A 17981-nucleotide genomic window follows, 5' to 3' on the forward strand; every position below is an offset into this window, starting at 1 on the left:
TCAAAAGCTATCAATCGTATTGAGCCACATTTGGGCCGTCGCATCACTGGGCATACGCCATGTCCCACGTGGAGAGAGAGAGACCACCCCCACTTTTGGCCCATCGGGCATGCTGTTGCGCTTGAATTGCTGGCTAAAGAAGCGTTTCGTGAAGATTTTCAGATAGTCCTTTAGTTGCTCGCGAGTGTACTTTTCCCCAAAAGCCTTTTGCGCCATAAAGAACATCTTCTCCGGTGAGTAGGCGTTGTGCAACATGTGGTAGATGTAAAAGTCGTGCACCTCATACGGGCCTATGATCTCCTCTGTCTGCTGGGTGATCGACTCTCCGTGGCGACTATTATTCTTCAGCTCCGGACTGACCGGTGTGGCGACAATATCCCGAAGCACCTCTGCCATCTCAGGGAAGTAGCTATCGATCAAGTGAGAGATCATCGTCCGCACCGATGTTTTGGGGATTGAGGCATTCACATTGTACATACTCATGTGATCTCCATTGTAGGTTGCCCAGCCCAATGCCAATTCGCTGAGATCCCCCGTCCCGAGTACAAAGCCACCCTCCAGATTGGCCAAGTCCATCAAGATCTGGGTACGCTCCCGTGCTTGTGCGTTTTCATACGTGATATCCTCCCGCTCCCCATCATGACCGATGGCACGCAAGTGAGCAATGGCCGCCTCCCCTATCGGGATCTCTCGACTGTCCACACCGAGTAGGCGCATGAGCTCGTGCGCATTGTCTTTTGTACGTCGGCTGGTACCCAAGCCCGGCATCGTGACTGCGACCACCTCCTTGCGATCCCGCCCCAGTAGATCCATGGCATGCACGGCCACAAGCAGGGCCAGAGTACTATCCAGGCCTCCGCTGACTCCCAGCACGATCTTGTTGCCGGCCAAGTGTCGCAATCGCTGGATGAGCCCACAGGTCTGTATCTCAAACATCTCCTCACTTCGCTCCTTTAGGTCCACTGACTTGGGCATGAATGGGTCCTGCTCTATTGGCCGGGTCATGTCGTAGTCCTCAGTCTCCTCTAGATCAAAGGGAACCACGATCAAGCGGTCATCGGCGTAGTGCGATGCCGCCTTGCGGAACGTACTGTTGATCATTCGCTCCGTCTGGATCCTCGCCACATCCAGGTCACTCACCAGCAGACGCTCAGTCTGCAGGAAGCGTGGCATCTCTCCAAGGATCACCCCATTCTCCGCTATGAATGCCTTGCCGGTGTAGACCAAGTCCGTAGAGCTCTCGCCATTACCACACGAAGCATAGACATAGCCGGTGATCTGCTGAGACGACAGACTGGAGATGAGTGAGCGGAGGTAGGTGTTTTTGCCAGCATTTTCATTACTTGCCGAGAGGTTAAAGATGATGTGTGCACCGTACAGAGCCAAGCGGGTACCCGGCGTGAGTGGCGACCACATATCCTCGCAGATCTCGACCCCTATGCCGATGTTTCCACTCTTTAGGATCAGATCATGACCTATAGGGACCGTATGGTTGCCCACCTTAGCTGTGGTGTAGGGCAAGTCGTACGAGCTAGAGAACCACCGCTTTTCCTGGAACTCACGATAGTTTGGTAGATAGGTCTTGGGGATAGCGCCCAATATCTTACCTCTCTGGATAGCGACAGCGGCATTGTAGAGCTTCTCCTCCACGCGGAGGGGCATCCCCACAATGTAGAGCAGGGAGAGATCCGCTGTGCGCTCAGCCAGCCTCGAGACAGCCTCCTCAGCCTCTTCCAGCAAGTACGGTTGCAAGAATAGATCTCCACATGTGTATCCGGTCACCCCCAGCTCCGGAAAGGTCAGGAGCTCCACTTGACGGTCTGCGGCTTGGCGCAGCATCGCCTCCATCCTATCTATATTGTAAAAGCAGTCGGCCACCCTCACAAAAGGCACACCGGCGGCTACCTTCACGTATCCATGTTTCATATATTGGAGTCTCTGTGTCTTGATTAACTATTGGATTGCTACGTGGTTAAACGAATAGACTGTCCGCAAAGGTACTCATTTCCGACGAACCGACCCGACGGACTCGACCATGGGGCAAGCGTATCGTTGAGACCTGTCCAATAGGTTAAATAACCCTAAAAGACAGTGGCATCGTCCTTATTTTTCACCCCAATTTTTGTGGTTTGTAAAGATCAGACATTCAGTCTATTGCAAAGGGGCTTTTTTTCACGGATAGAAGCGATCTGTTTCACGGATAGAAGCAAAACTTTTCACGGATAGAAGAAATCTGTTTCACGGATAGAAGGAAAAACGCCAGTCTAAAAAAAATCAAAAAGGCACCTTACCACAAAAATGTTTCGCAGTAATTTCACTAACTTTACGCAACTAAAGACAAGCGTGTACCCCTCATAACACTCCACAGACCACACCCCAAAATAGAGACGACGGGGAGGGGCGAAGTGAGTCCACCTTGTCACTTGTCCGCATACCTTACACTTGTACCTTTTCACACTATCACCTACCCTTTGTGCTATGCAGAGAATCTTTCACCTATTTGGCATGCTGCTACTGATGCTAGTCGCCCTACCGGTGTATGGTCAGACCAAGACCACACAACGAGTGGTCACCGGCGAGGTCGTCGAGCAGACCAACGAGCCTATCATCGGCGCCGTAATCTTTGCGCCCATCTCCAAAGTGGGGACAACCGCTGACATGGATGGGAAGTTTAGCCTGACCATCCCGGCTGACGAGAAGCAACTCATCATCACCTACGTGGGCATGGTCACACATGTCGTCCAACTACAAGCATCACAGACCCACTACAAGGTCGTCATGCGAGAGGATCACAAGCTCCTGGACGAAGTGGTCGTCACCGGCTATCAGACTATCTCCAAGGAGCGTACGACAGGGGCGTACCAGATCCTAGACAAAAAGTCGCTAAGCAAAAAGATCAACCCCAGCCTATTTGGTCGACTAGAGGGAACCATCGCCGGGGTCCAAGGACGATCTGCCCGTGACCTAAAGGTGAGAGGTATCTCTACACTCATCGGTACCACTCAGCCCTTGATCGTCGTAGACGGTATGCCAATAGAGGGCTCACTTGACCTGATCAACCCGGCCAACATCGAGAGCATGACCGTACTAAAGGATGCCGCCGCAGCCTCCATATATGGGGCACGAGCCGCCAATGGTGTGATCGTAATCACCACCGTGGGCGGTAAAAAAGCGGGCGGATTTTCCCTATCCTACGATGGCACAGTGCAGCTCACCGGAAAGCCCGACCTCGGATACCTCAACCGAATCAAGTCTGCAGACCTCATTGATCTCTCCGAATATGTCGCCAAGAGGGATTTCTCGCAGGTACCGTGGAGTGCACTTGAAAAATTCAAGCAACAACTGCCCTACTATTTGGAGCTGATCACCAAGCGAAATGAGGGAGTACTGAGCGAAGAGGAGTACCGGGCAGAGCGAGATCGACTGGCGGCTTTTGACAACCTAGACCAGATAAAAAGCGAGCTCCTGAGGAGTGGCGTCCTGCATACACACAACCTCACCCTCACGCAAGGATCCGAAAAGAGCAGATACGTTGCCACCCTCAACTACAGTGGCAACCGACCGACAGACATCAGGCAAAAGAACCAGTCGATCGGCTTTTCGCTCCGAAACATCACCAACTTCACGGAACGTCTCACCACCGACGTCAGCGTGTCCGGCAACTATAGCGACAACTACAGCAACGATGCACTGCCTGATGCTTTCTCGCTATTTTACGGCAAGCAACCCTACACACGTCTCAAAAATGAGGACGGCTCCTATGCTATCCTGCCCCAAGAGAAGTCTGAGTACTTCATCCGGCAAATCCAACAGCTTGGGCTTGAGGACGAGCACTACACACCCTTCTTGGACAGCAACAAAGAGTGGACCAAGAGACGTGACAACTACACTCGCCTGAATGCCCAAGTCACCTACAAGCTCACCCCCGAGCTGTCGGCCAATGCCGGACTACAGCTGGAAACGGACAATGGGTACCAAAAGTCCTATCAAGACAAGACCTCCTTCTCCGTGAGACAGGAGCGAAACAACGCAACAGTAAAAAAGGGCGACGCCTACATCTCCATGATCCCGGAGGGTGGAATACTCCGCGAGATACGAGACAGTCGTACCGACTACACCGCCCGACTGCAACTCAACTACGACAACCTGATTGCCACTGACCATCGGGTGACAGCACTACTCGGTGCTGAGCGTCGACGTACCTACTCCACTGCCACATCCTCGTACCTCATGGGCTACGATGACATCTCACTCGGAAGCATCCCCTATGATGCAAAGCTCCTCGCCAATCTCAACGGCACACAGTCACTGAGTGGCAGGTACTCCTTCAACAACAGTGCGTACAACTACGTCCGAGACAATGACGACCGCTTCGTCTCCTTTTACAGCAACTTTTCGTACGCCTATCGGGAGAAGTACAATGTCACCGGGAGCATCCGTGTAGATCAGTCCAACCTCTTTGGTACGGACCCACGCATCCAGTACAAGCCACTATGGTCCATCGGAACCTCATGGGCGATGCACAGAGAGGACTTCATCCGAAACATCTCCTGGATCGATCGCCTCAGCCCACGACTCACCTACGGAATCGGAGGTAATATCCCCAAAGCCGGAGGACCCTATCTCGTGGCTAAGACTGGCAAATACAACACTTGGATGCATGCGCCCTCCAGCGAAGTGGTCTACCCACCCAACAAGATGCTGACCTGGGAGCGGACTGCCACGCTCAATGCCGGACTGGACTTCTCTATTTTGCATAGTCGCCTATCAGGAAGCATCGACATCTATGACCGCCAGACGACCGACCTACTAGGCACCAGAAGTGCTGACCCCACACTGGGATGGGCAAACCTGCTCCTCAACTACGGCTCTATGCAAAACAGAGGATTCGAGCTATCCCTCAACACCATCAACATCAGTAAACCCAACTTTAGGTGGATGACCAACTTCGTCTTTAGCTACAATGCCAACAAACTGCTAAAGGTGGACCAACCCGACGCAAGCGTACCCAACTTTTTGAAGAACGGAGTACAGACCTCCGGCAAGCCGGCCAACAGCCTCTACAGCCTCAAGTGGGCAGGACTCTACGGTGTGGACCCCGAAACGAAAGAACGAATAGAACTGGGACGCCCACACATATACAGCAAGGACAAAGAGGGCGAAAAGGCAACCCTCGGTACCAACTCCATGGATGACCTCATACACGAAGGAACCATGACCCCTGTATGGAATGGTGGACTAACCAATACACTGGAGTACAGAGACTTCTCGCTCTCCTTCAGCCTAGTCTACTATGGTGGACACAAGCTCCGTAGCGTAATGGCACCCTGCTTGGATAGCCAATCTTTCCTCACCGGCGGGTATAGCGGAGACGCATCCCTTGCCCACGCTTGGCGAAAAGCCGGCGACGAAGACCTCCCGGGTACCACCCCATGGATCTCTGCATCTCAGGTCAACGAAGCCGAGCAGCTGGCATGGTACGGAGCCAATATACACGTCATCCCCGGTGACTACATACGGCTGAGGGACGTGGTACTCTCGTACAGCATGCCCCAAAAGCTCCTAAGTACGCTCAGCCTCCAAAAAGCTGTCATCCAACTCCAAGCAAACAACCTATGGTACTGGACAGCCAACAAGGCGTCCATCGACCCCGAGGCATACAGCTTTGGGCTAGGCACCCCCGTACGCTTGACCCAAGCCCCAAAGACCTTGACCGTAGGTCTGTCACTTACCTTCTAAATTGACCGCCACCATGAACAAAATACACACCCTACTCCTAGTACTCCTAGCACTACTGACAGGCTCGTGTCAAGACTTTTTGGGCAACATTCCCAAGGGAAAACAAATCCCCACCGATGTAGCCGACTACGAGCTGCTCCTCAATGACGAGAATCTCGCCATCACCTACAGCAAGGTGGCTGAGCTCCTGACCGACAACCTAAAAGTCCCGGCATCTCTGGATGGAGAGTACTACCAATCGACACTGGCCAATATGCAAGAGGAGTGGAAAAATGCCTATCTCCTCAAAGAAGATATCTACGGCTCGGACAAGCCCGACGTAGACTACAATGCAGCATACAAGCGGATCTTTGCCTACAATGCGGTCATTGATGGTCTGCCCAAGGCCTCCGGAGACAAGCAACGGATCAAAAACGCTCTGGCAGAAGCAAAGCTCCTACGCGCACTGGAGTACTTTTGGCTCGTAAATATCTATGGACCGGCCTACCAAAAAGAGCAAGCGCAGGAGATCAAGACGGTACCCCTCATCCTGACTGCAAGCGTCGCAGGAGTAAAGGTCACACCGGCAAGCCAACAAGCCGTCTACGACCAAATCCGACAAGACCTCAAGGAGGCCCTACCCGACCTGCCGGACAAGCCCGCCTACAACCACTACAGAGCATCCAAGGTAGCCGGCTACGCACTCTATGCCAAAGTGGCACTCCAACAATACGACTACGCCACTGCCCTCGAGTATGCCCAAAAAGCATTGGAGCAAAACAGCCAGCTCCTGGATATGACACCGCTCGTGCTCAAAGACCCGGATGCTTGGCAAATCGGCGAAAGAAATGACTATCCCCAGCCACTTGACAACCCCGAAAACCTACTCATACGGCTCATGAGCGCTCCCGAGGGATGGAGCCTTTTTGCACTCGTGAATGATGACCTACGTGCTCTGTATGACCAACAAAAAGACAGACGCTACACCGTTTTCATATCAAACAAGCCAGAGGGTATGGACGCTCCTCAGGGAGAGATGGCCTGGAGCCCGGGGGCATACCTCAATATCGGACTCTCTACCCCCGACGTCTACCTGATAGCCGCAGAGGCAGAGGCCCGTGTCGGCTCACAAGATAAGGCGCTAAAACTGCTCAACACCCTACGGAAAAACCGCATAGCGGATGCCACTCCCTATACGACAGCTGACAAGACAACTCTACTGCGGGAGATTTTCAACGAGCGCAGAAGAGAATTTGCCTTCCGCTCCGTATATCGAATCATCGACCTGAAACGAATGAGCCAAGACCCCAACCTTGCTACAGAGATCCGGCACTATAATGCCGATGGCACACCGATCGTCGCCAAGCCATCAGATACTAGGTACCTCGTCATGCCATTGCCCAAAAAGGCAACAGTTTTCTGGAAATAACAAATCCGCCAAAAACAAGCAAGAGGAGTGGAAGCCACAGCTTCTGCTCCTCTTCGTTTTGGGGAGATTTCTCCCTACAAGGGCTCAACAAAATGCTTTCACCCCGAAATACTACAGTCTCTACGGGATGAACAGACTGTCGCTATGGGTGAAGCCGATGACTTCAGGGAACAATAAATGAGATCCGGAGGTACGACAGGTAAAACTGCCATACCCCCGGACCTTATTCGCAAACCAACGGAGCAAACGGTTTGCTTCGCAATCAGCAGGTTACTTGATCAGCTCAGCCACTGCTTCAAGAATAGCCGGACCTCTCAGGTCACGATCCGCAATCTTACCATCCGGATCAATCAGATAGATCTGTGGTATTCCGACAATGCTGTATTCCTTGAAGACCGCATTTTTGTCCTCCTCGGACAAAAGAATATGGCTCCAGTCAGCTCCGTCCGCCTCTATCGCATTGGTCCACTCCTCACGATCAATATCGGACGATACACCGAGTACGACAAAGTTCTTGTCCTTGTACCTATTGTAGACCTCCTGAAGGTAAGGAGTCTCCTTTCGGCACCAGCTGCAAGATGAACTCCAAAAGTCCACAAGGACATAGCGCCCACGGAGGTCACTCAGGCTAAGATGATCACCATCAGGAGTTTCGCCGGATATATCGGGTGCCAAAGCACCGATCACGGTCTTTTGCGCACGGTCAAGACCTTGTTGCATTTTGATGTAGTAAGATCCTGCCTTGGCCTCCGGTCCGAATCGCTCCAGAGATTGGCGCATCTGCTCCACATCCTCTGTCGTAACCAATGCTGTACGACTGTAGGTGTATCTATAGAAAAGATAGCTGCCAAAAAGGTCTGTCCGTTGCTCCTTTAGCAGACCACTGATCCAGCTATTCACCCGAGCATTGCCGGCCTCTGAGATCGGGGTGGAGACTTCATTGAGTCGAGCCATCTCCACTGTGTCGTTTCGATCTCGTGCGGCATAAAAGAGGGCATCGAGAGAGTCCAAAACACTCCTATCCGCAAGCTCGTTTTTCTTTTGAATAAATGCCTGATATTCGTCATTTACGGGGCTGTCCGCCAAGGTGGCTTGATCGTCCTCTGACCACGTTAGCTTGTTTAGCCCATTGCTCAAAAAGAGGATTTTACCGCGCTCCAGTGCTTCGTAGATATCACTCTTGCCCAGAGGAGAGACAAAGTAAAGGCCGGCCTTGATAGAGTCGTTCCGGTAATCGATCGCGGCGCCATCCAGTACGGGAATGGTATCAAGCTGACGGACAAATAGATTGGTTTCATCAAGTATCTCATAGAGATAGAGCTGTGCTGTGGCTTGTGCTGTACCTCGGATCCTAAGGCATTCGTCGGACTTCTCGCTCGTACAAGCCGTACAAGCAAGAATGAGTGTAAGCATCAAAGCAGGAAAAGACTTCTTCATATATTTTTTCCGAATAAAAAGTAAGGTTATCGTCATCAAATAAAGCCTATTGACTTGATCGGCCCATAGCCCTTGTGAACTTGGATGGAGGGATACTTGGTCTCATCGGTGGTGATTTCACCGGTGTTGTCGAGCTGCAAGACTACCACCTCACCGGCATCACTCCCCACGGTATATCCAACCGCAAGAGTCTGGCCAAAGGGATGTCCGTATCTCTGCTCGGCCTCTCCCTCATCAAACATCTGGAACCCCTGAACTGCCATACGAAGTGCCGTGACAGTAGCTCCAGGTGTGTCGTGTGTATAGATGGCAGTGGACTTGCCTGTGGCCAGATCGTGACGGTAGACAGTATTGCCATCGGCATAAAAGAGCACATAAGCGTACTTCGGCCCGGTAGTCATCAAGGTGTTTTCATGGATATTTGCAGGCTTGGGGAATGTAAAGACTTGGCCCATCGGTGCCTCCTTGTCTCTACCCTTGGAGACATTGCATTCTCTGCCCCTCATGGTGTAGACATGCGCCTGCTCTCCATCTATCATGTAGGCATAGAGAGTATATGCCGCCCAGGCCATCCGTCCCTCGGCCATGTACTTGTACCCATCCAACATAGCAACCAACCGATACCCGGCAGGGATGTTGTCGGGTTCGACGAGATTGTCTTCGTCGGTACGTATTTTGGATATAGGCAGATTTGTCGGAGGTACGTCAGCGGCTTTCATGTCTTGCCACCCACCATATGGAGCTGCATTCAGCAGCACAAAACGTCGGGATGCGCTATCAAATCCTGCACCTGACTGACCACTGATCGCCAGTCCGGCTGTGTAGACCGCTCCGGGGAGATCATTGGCATCCGGTGTGAGCTTGTACAGTGCGGCTCCAAATGCAGTGTTGGTAAACACATTGCCTTTTGATGCGACAAACACACCGTAGTTGCCAAAGCCAAAATGGACATCCGTTGGATCAAAGTCAGCGATCTGGGCATTGCTGATCAACCCCTTCCAAGGAGCCAATTGCTTGAACCCCTCTGTCGGAAGGAAAAGCCCTGAGGCACTTAGGTCTGTCGTAACAACATACAGCTGGCTCTGGTAGTGCTTGCGGAATCCCCCCTCCGTATAAGAGTCCTGACGGACACCTAGCGTCATAGGCTCCCCTAGAAGCACCTTTCCGGTCTCCTCGGAGTACGCTTTGGGGGTATTCATGATGTGTCCTTCATCGTACTCTACTGTACCCAGCTCGGAGTGCCCATCCTGTGCATGCAGCACCACCCAAGCATACGAAAAAGGATTACTCAAGTGTAGCTCAGTGTTTCTCAGCGTCAGTGTACCATTGGTTTTGTCCTTGACATATAGGCGGATATAGTAGACATCTGGGAGAGGGTTGTCCTTGTCCGTGGGGTCCAGTTTGAGCGACAACACAGGCTCTGTGCCTACCAGTTTTCCCTTGTCTGTACCACGTGCTGGAGCATTAGGCTTGATGTACCACTCGTACTCGAGCTCATGTTGCTTTCCGGAGGCAGTGGTCACCTGGGGTGTTATCTGATACGCAGTGGGGGAGAAGGGTTTGCGCGTCCTAAACTCCTTGGCCAACTTGACCTGAATATCCTCGATGCTCTCGTCATAGACACTATTGCCAAGATCACGATAGCAGGAGCCAAAGATCAGCGACAGTGCCAAGATCGACAATGAACGACGTATCGTAAATATAGTATTTCTCATTTCGCAGTGATCTAATAAATCAATGAATGGTTACTATCCGGTATATACTACTCCTCTGACTCGTCATCATCGGGACTGACTACCGGCTCGGGAAAGGTGACAACAGTGCCATCCGCCTCGGTGAGTGGGGCACCTGGGTGTGCGGCATTGTACTGCTCCAGTGCCTTGATAAAATCGGGGAGATTTTCCCCAAGTCCGATACCGAATCCCATGCCGTCATAGCCCACCTTGGTCGCAAAGGTATGATAAAAAATATCATTGTCATCTTCACGCGAAGATAGCAGACGGAGTTTCATGGGGCCAAACTTTCCGAGTTTAGACTCAAAGATCTGTACAAATTCATCCCAGGTCATATTTCCGTCATACTCCTCCGGCAAGGCGGCTATATCCTGTATTCCGACAAGGTAGGTCTGTCGCTCCTGAGTACCGGCCAGCACATCACTATGGGCGTAGTCGATAGCGACTTTGGCACAATACCTTACCTCTAGCTTGGCGGGGCGTTGTATCTTCACCGGAAAGACAACCGATGCCTTACCGGCAGGGATGATGACCTCGTCGGGCAGTACAACCTCGGGCATTTCAAAACCCTCGACAGGCAACAACTTCAGCTTGACCTTCAGGGGCTTGTCCTGTACATTACCCTCTATCAAAAGAGATAGCTGTAGGTCACTGTACGTAATATCCATCGTGTGTTGCTCTCTATAGTTGGGAAAGAGATCAATGATGCGCCCCAGAAAGTTCACGCCATCGGACCATCCTTCACCATTTTGTTCCCTAAAATTGACACCCGCTTGGGCAGTAAAGACAGGGACTTGCTCATGCTGACAGCCCGATAGTGCGGCTACCAAAAGGCAAACAAACAGTAGCTTATATACATTTTTCATGATCAGACTCCACTTCATTTTTCAAAACCGCCATAGATTATCTCATTATCCGGAAGCGAGAAGCGGTACTGCTTCTCCGTCATCTTCTTCACGGGTGCAAACTGAAACGTCTCGTACCCCAGACGCTTGTAAAAATACCAGAGCTGACCCTCGGCGTACATCTCTTTTCGGTACTCCTTCTCTATGTTTTTCTGTTTCTCCATTTGGGAGGCAAAGGGGGCGAGCGAGGTCAGACCCCTTGCTTTCCTTATGGCATTGATGTACTTTGTACTCACCGCCATATTTTGCTCAGCCTCAGCCACAATGTAGTACATTTCAGCCAGACGAATGAGGGGGATTGTGTTGTTGAGCGACTCACGGCTGTTGCGTTGCTCGAACTTCTTGGAGATTGTATTGGTAGCTGTGACCGTAAAGCCACCGCGGTCACTTAGCCGGATATCATTGGCTCCATCGGTCTCAACGTCAAAGATCTCATAGAGTCTCTCACGGGGCCCTGCTGCATACCAAGTCCATTGGGTCAACAAAAAATCCGATGCGATCCGATTCGGAAATGTGTTTTGGTCCATACTGAGGGCAAATACCAACTCTGAGGAGAGCAACCGATCTCCGGAGTTGTCGGTGACGAGACTAAAGACCGGCGTACCATCGCTATGCTTGGCATTGATCACCTCGAGCGCTTTTTCCTTGGCCTTGTCCGGCTCTCCGATCCAGAGGTACGCACGTGCCATGGTTGCCTTCACGGCCATTAGGTTCATCCGCTTGGATCTTCTGCGGAGGAAGTGGTCTTCTATTTCGCCCTGCACACCCGACTCATAGATGATATTGAGTTGGTCATCCTTGAGGAGTTCTTCGGCTTCTTTGAGATCGCGTATGATCAGCTCACCCACCTCCTTTGCCGGAAGCAGTTTTTTGTCTTTTCGATTGGCCTCCACACGGTAGGGCAAGCAGGGAGAGTCGGGGTTATCCTTATAGATCGGCCCAAACATCCTTAGGAGATCCAAGTAGAGGAATCCTCTCAGACCCAGGGCCTCGCCTTTGATCAAGTCCCGATACCCTTTGGTTGTTATCAGATCTCCTCGATGTTCAATATTCCAGAGAAGGTTGTTGAGATTGGTCAGGATATTGTAGGTATTCTCCCAGAAATAGTTGGTATAGGTCAAAGTATTCTCGGAGTTGACCTCAAACTGATAATAGGACGGGTGTCCATAGTCCGGGACTTTTTCGCCCGGCACATAGCGTTGTGCCAATATATCTATGAAGCCGTAGGTCAGCTCCTTTCCGTACAGTGTAGGCTCTGTCATCTTGATGTAGAGCCCGGTCAGCGCCTCCTTGAAGCCCTGTTCGTTCTTGAACACCTCATGATCCTCCACATTGACCTTTGGTTTCACATCCAGCCAATTGGTACATCCTATCATGGTGAGCAAGCCCACTAGAGTCAGTATATAGATCTTTTTAGTCATGATTCTACCACTATTTTTCTTAGAATGTCAGGTTGATAGAGCACGAAGCCTGTCTGGACATCGGGTACGTAATTCCTCGCTCCACTTGGACAGTGGATAGTCTGAATAGGTCCTCCACATAGAGTCCTATTGACCCGCTGGATAGGTGTAGCTTTTGCAACCATTTGTTGCGACTGCCCTCGAGTCTGTACTGCAGAGAGAGGGTATTCAGCATGAGTTCGTTATCCTTCATTATAAATCGAGTGGATGCATAGGTCTGTGCTCCGTTGACATCCTTGGTCACTGCCTTGAATCTCGCCAAGTCACCCGGCTTTTCCCATCGGTCTGTGTAGGCTCTCTTGTCTACATTGTACCTCAGGTTTGCGTTTTCCACCTTGTCCACAAGGGTGCGGTTGTATATCAAGCCACCGAGTCGATACCTTGCCGCCAAAGTGAGTGTGAGAGGACCCCAGTTGAGGTTGGTGCTGAGCGTACCTACCAGCTTGGGCTCTTGGTCGCCTACCGGTATCATATCCACGGGATTCCAAGTAGCTGTTCGTTGGCCACTTCGGGTCAAAAACACCTCCCTACCCGTCTGTGGATCGATTCCGAGCGACTTCACGGCCCAAATCATTGACTGTGAGTACCCCTCCTCGTACCTCGGCATCGGTCGAGAGAGCTTATTGGGGTTGCTGGGGTCGGGCTTGAGCATGGCTTCGTTTCGGACTTTGAGGGCATTGGATATCTGCTCAATCCGGTTTTTGTTGTGGCTTCCGGTCAGCACGATGTTCCAATTGATTCGCTTGGATGGGATATTGACCGGCATCAAGCGTACCGTAAATTCGTACCCTGTATTGGAGATATTTCCGAGGTTGTCCATTACGGTCGGGAAGCCCATTGAGGGTGGGAGCGAAAAGTCGAGGATCGTGTTTTTCGTAAACTTTCTGTAGTACTCCGCACGTCCGCTCAAGAGGTTTTTCCATAGGGTAAAGTCCAGCCCTACGTTGAATGCATCTGTGGTCTGCCACTTCAGGTCTGGATTGCCGAGACCGATCATCTCGGTTCCCACCACATCCGAGCTGTCGTAGATGCGCATGAGACGTTGGTAGCTGTACATCCGGAGAGCCTGGTATGGAGAAAAGCCCTGCGTACCTGTGACACCGTACGTGACCCTCAGGACAAGCTCATCAAACACCTTTGCCTTCTGTATCCACTCTTCTCGGTCGAGGTTCCAACGGAGGCCGGCGGACCAAAAGGGTGCAAAACGATTGTTGCGTCCAAACTCCGATGAGGCATCCATACGCACATTGACGTCCGTGGCATACTTCATATCATAGGTGTAGCTACCGGTGAGGTTGGCTCCTATGGCTCGCACGGTGCGCTCGTCACCATGAGAGCTACGAGGTACGGCACCCAAGTAGATCTCGTCCATGTTGTCATTCGGGAATCCCGTCTGGTAGAGTCCGGCTGTATGGTACACATCTTCCCGCACATTGTAGCGCGCAAATGTTGAGAGAAAGTGCTTGTCGTTGAAGATATCATTGTACGATGCCGTGAGGCTCAGGTCATAGCCTGTTCTATTCATGTTCGTCCACAGGTAAGATCCTTTTTTGGAGACATCCGGCTCGTTGAGGAAGTCGGTGTGGTTGGCGGACTTGAATATATCGGTAGAGGCATTGGCCTTGCTCAGGTTGACATCCATCGAGAGGCGCACCTCATCGATCGGGATATACTCTAGACGGAGGGCATCGCGCACCTCAAAGGAGGTATTCTGGTCCTTGCTCTTGTAGAGTGTGTTGTAGAGAGGGTTACCATAGTCCAGCCCTACCGGATACCCACTGGCGCTACCGATGTCATAGACCTTGGACACCCGCTCCAGATAGCGAGGTATAGTCCCGTCCGCATTGCGCTTGCGGTAGTAGGGGTTGATCATTGTGTACTGCTCAAAGGAGCCATACGGTGAGGTACGATCACTCACGGTCTGGTCGGCATATAGGATATTGCTGAGCAGTATTTTGCCTTGGCGGTATCTTAGGTCGATGCTTCCGCTCTTGCCGTACACTCCGGTACCCTTCATCACACCGGGTGCGGTATTGATGCCGGCGTAGATCTTGTATCGCAGCTCTTGGGATCCCCCCTCCACACTCAGTCCATGGCGGTGGGTAAAGGCCATCTGTACCGGCTCCGACAGCCAGTAGGTATCGACACCCCGCAGCACCTCCAGTTGCTTGTGCTTGTAGTGCTCGAGTTGGGCCATCGTGGTCTGTGGTGTATACTCGGGGTCGTAGAGGCCGGCGCGCTTTTCCAGCTCCAGCTTTTCACGAGCGTTGACTAGGTGATAGTCTCTCAAGTCCGGCACCTCCAGAGTGTAGTTGCCATTGTACGTGATCCGGACCTTGCCTGTCTCCGGTGCCTTGGTCTCGACGACCACCACACCGTTGGAGGCCTGCGCTCCATAGATCACCATTGCCGCAGCATCTTTTAGGATCGTGATACTCTCTATCAGCTCGGGGTTGAGGTCCATCACCTTGGTCACCGACACCCCTATGATCCCATCCAGGACAAAGAGTGGTTGGTTGGGCCTAGTATCTAGGTCGCCACGCAGATATACCTTGTCATCCAATGAGTAATCCCCCATGCTGGCCTGACCGCGCATATTGAAGTCCGGCAGACCACTGGGGTTGGATCCCACCGTAAGGCGATCCGACCCGATCCTAAAGCCCGGGTCCAATAGTTCCAGGGCTTTCAGGACATTGCCCGAGGTCATCTTGGTGATCTCATCTCCTTTGATCTGATTGACACTTCCCGTAAAGCCCTCCTTGCGACGCTGAAACATACCGGTCACGACCACCTCCGACAGTACGTCCACGTCTTCGGCCAATACGACCTTCATCACCGTGTTGGCCACCACTTTTTGCTCCTTTGTCTTGAAGCCGATATAGGAAAAAATCAACACGGCCCCATCCTTGACCGTATCCGGAGCTTTGTAGTAAAACTCCCCTTTTTCATTCGTAGTGAAGCCCAAGTTTGTGTTTTTGACTCGAATAGTCACGCCCGGTATAGGCTCACCATCCTTGTCTAGGACTTTTCCGCTAATCACCAACCGAGCAGGCGATGGCTTTTGGTACTCGCCCAGCGGAGTGGTGGTAGGCGTGGCGGCGCTCCCCAGAGGGAGACACAGCATAAGAAGCATACAGACGACAAAAGGTAGTGGTCTACATGACTTTTTGATGCATTGATTTTTTTCTACCATAGTGTTCATAATTTATGTTTATTACGAGAGTATGATCAAGGCAAAATGCACCATTGGCACAAGCGTACCAAAAGAACAATTAACTAATAACCAGCAAAATAGAATATCCCGACTCCGACTAACACCTCCTCCCCCATGTCCTGCAAGTTACAAAAAATCTCTTACAAAACAATTCCTTTTATTAATTTCTCGCCCATTTTTTTTCACACAGGGGGGAGACCCTCCGATATTTCCCGACAAGGCGCCGTTGTGGAACCAATTTATTTCTTCTACCCGTCCAAGCGATCGCCTCTATCCGTGAAAAGTTTTGCTTCTATCCGTGAAACCGATCGCTTCTGTCCGTGAAACTCAAGGCCCCTCATAAGTACCTGACTATCAAAAAACTCCGAAAGGGGCTTTTTTAGGGGCCCAAAAACGCTTGTTTTTCACCCCCTTCTCCAAGGGGTTCCCGGGCGCAGGAAACAGGGTGAACCAATCAGGACGACAGCCCCCCACAAAAGGAGACTGCTCACATGAAAGGATCCAGAGGGCAGCCCAGATGACCTCGAATACACCGGACCCGAAACAAAAAAGGCGACCCCAAGAGGGGTCGCCAAAGGATTAAAAGGATGGATGATCTGCCTCGTTGCTTTGGATCATCATCCGTACCACATTCTCATTTTTTCTCCGGGAGGTAGAGCATCTCTGAGGGGATAGGCTGACTGAGCATAGTGCGACTAACGAGTCCGACCTCAAGTTCGTTGCCCATATAGTCCTCAAAATAGTGCACCTCCATGAGGTGAAATCCCGGCTCAAGTGCCACGACTCCCTCTTTCATCTGGGAGCTGTGTCCTCCATCATTATCGACCAGTTTTTGTCCATCGAGATAGAGGACGGATCCATCGTCCGAATAGGTGTAGAATCGGTATATGCCACGCTCGGGGATGCGGATATAGGTACGGTACTTGTAGGCAAAGTGATCCTTGGTGTCGTACTTGTCTATAGCGAAGTTGGGCATAATGCCGGACGCCACCGCCAGGTCCTCTGTAATCTGCGACGTGTGCTTGAATGGCCCCTCGTAGTAGGTATAGGCGACCCCATGCTCCGTGGGCTGTACCTCCAGTGCCGGAAGATAGGTGGCCCTAGTCTCCTCGATCGAATTGATTCCGGAGGGGTAGTAGTAGATACCCTCCGGACCACCTGTCGGAGTGGTGACCCAGCTGTCGAAGCGACGCTCACCCTCGTAGAGCTTGATCATGCGTGCACCGCGCTCGGGTTGGCCATAGGCACCCCAGCCACTCACACGTCCGTAGCCAAGTGCCACCCCGGAGTCGATCCCGATCATGTCGTTGCTGTGGTCATGTCCGGCAAAGATCCCCATCACATCCTTTTTTTCAAGGACGGAGGCAAAAAGCCCGGTGCTGTAGAAGGCTGAAGAGACCCACTCTCGTGGCTCGCCAAAAGTCTTGGGGGCCCCTTTGAGTCGTCCAAACTCGGGCAACGGGATATGAAAGAACATCAGTGCCGGAAGTGGCTTACCCCCATTTTGAGCAGTCAGTAGGTCACTCTGCTCTCTGTACCAAGAGATCTGGTCGAAGTGAATCCAATCGTAGTGCTGGACAAACTGGTCCTCAAAGTAGTCGTTGGAGTCCAAGAAGTAGAGGAGGGCTTTGGCCCGCTCGTCCTGTCCATAAACGGGGACTATGCAGTTGCCCATACCGGTCAGCTCCGCCGGCCCCCTATCCCCCACATAGTAGGGAGAGGCCTCTAGCAGATCGTATATCGCCTCTCGGGTCATGAACTCCGGATCATGGTTGCCACTGGTAACCACAAAGGGGGTACGACACTCCTCCATGAGGTGAATGAGGTCTCTCCAAGCACCTTCGGCAGGTGCCGCCGTGACGATGTCGCCATTGAAGACAGCAAGGTCCGGTCGGTTCGCCGTGAGGACACCACGTATGGTCTCATGGGTGCGCTTGGTGGTCTCGGGGTCCTTGGCATCTATGTGCGTATCCGAGAAGTGGGCGATCAGGTAGGTCCCATCCGGCCGGAAGTGTTGCGCTTTTTGGGCATAGCCGGCCATACAGAGGGAGAGCAGGAGTAGTAGGGTGGTGATTCGTCTCATGA

The 17981-nt window shown here is 52.0% G+C and carries 9 protein-coding genes; 2 read left to right on the top strand and 7 right to left on the bottom strand.

Annotated features, from left to right (window positions below; translation table 11 throughout):
* Entirely contained in the window at positions 1-1926 is a 1926-nt protein-coding gene (locus tag AC1EK1_RS02300) for an NAD(+) synthase (protein ID WP_480305452.1), read from the bottom strand.
* 552 nt (positions 1927-2478) lie between these two features.
* Here AC1EK1_RS02300 and AC1EK1_RS02305 point away from each other — a divergent pair.
* Together AC1EK1_RS02305 and AC1EK1_RS02310 are read left to right on the top strand one after the other, a co-directional pair.
* Positions 2479-5739: a SusC/RagA family TonB-linked outer membrane protein gene (locus AC1EK1_RS02305; protein ID WP_480305453.1), complete on the top strand. Its 3261-nt coding sequence runs from the start codon at positions 2479-2481 to the stop codon at positions 5737-5739.
* Between the two features lie 13 nt (positions 5740-5752).
* Positions 5753-7147: a RagB/SusD family nutrient uptake outer membrane protein gene (locus tag AC1EK1_RS02310; RefSeq protein ID WP_480305454.1), complete on the top strand. Its 1395-nt coding sequence runs from the start codon at positions 5753-5755 to the stop codon at positions 7145-7147.
* A 270-nt stretch (positions 7148-7417) separates the two neighbouring features.
* On the opposite strand, the gene AC1EK1_RS02315 is transcribed toward AC1EK1_RS02310, so the two are convergent.
* The 6 genes from AC1EK1_RS02315 to AC1EK1_RS02340 form a co-directional block, all read right to left on the bottom strand.
* Entirely contained in the window at positions 7418-8584 is a 1167-nt protein-coding gene (locus tag AC1EK1_RS02315; protein ID WP_480305456.1) for a peroxiredoxin family protein, read from the bottom strand.
* Between the two features lie 35 nt (positions 8585-8619).
* Complete coding sequence (locus tag AC1EK1_RS02320; RefSeq protein WP_480305458.1) at positions 8620-10299, bottom strand: PKD-like family lipoprotein; 1680 nt, start codon at positions 10297-10299, stop codon at positions 8620-8622.
* 47 nt (positions 10300-10346) lie between these two features.
* The gene (locus AC1EK1_RS02325; protein WP_480305459.1) at positions 10347-11183 is read right to left on the bottom strand and encodes a hypothetical protein; all 837 of its coding nucleotides are present in this window, start codon (positions 11181-11183) and stop codon (positions 10347-10349) included.
* 14 nt (positions 11184-11197) lie between these two features.
* Entirely contained in the window at positions 11198-12643 is a 1446-nt protein-coding gene (locus tag AC1EK1_RS02330) for a RagB/SusD family nutrient uptake outer membrane protein (RefSeq protein ID WP_480305461.1), read from the bottom strand.
* Positions 12644-12662: 19 nt separating this feature from the next.
* Positions 12663-15884: a SusC/RagA family TonB-linked outer membrane protein gene (locus AC1EK1_RS02335; protein ID WP_480305463.1), complete on the bottom strand. Its 3222-nt coding sequence runs from the start codon at positions 15882-15884 to the stop codon at positions 12663-12665.
* Positions 15885-16530: 646 nt separating this feature from the next.
* Positions 16531-17979 (bottom strand): PA14 domain-containing metallophosphoesterase, encoded by a 1449-nt coding sequence (locus AC1EK1_RS02340; protein ID WP_480305464.1) that lies wholly within the window; start codon positions 17977-17979, stop codon positions 16531-16533.
* Positions 17980-17981: the final 2 nt, after the last annotated feature.

The organism is Porphyromonas sp. C0026D3 (assembly GCF_056590775.1).